Annotated in this window: 1 rRNA gene; it reads left to right on the forward strand. The window is 52.8% G+C overall.

Annotated features, from left to right (window positions below):
* Positions 1 to 134: 134 nt before the first annotated feature.
* Positions 135 to 212, forward strand: a 5S ribosomal RNA gene (rrf, locus tag PVA19_RS22340); the annotation flags it as partial.

Raw genomic sequence — 212 nt, forward strand, 5'->3', positions numbered from 1 at the left:
TTCGTTCCCATTGTTCATGCTCATCGAATAAAACTCGATCGCATCACGTGTTCATATCAAATAGAGCCAAAAGCTCTCCAGCTTCTCGATACAACAGCATGAGCCAAAAGCTCGTGCCAGTTGCGTTTTGCCGACCTGGTGGTTATCGCGGGGCGGCTGCACCCGTTCCCATTCCGAACACGGCCGTGAAACGCCCCAGCGCCAATGGTACT

This window comes from Agrobacterium sp. CNPSo 3708 (assembly GCF_028674915.1).
Classification (GTDB): Bacteria; Pseudomonadota; Alphaproteobacteria; order Rhizobiales; family Rhizobiaceae; genus Agrobacterium; species Agrobacterium cavarae.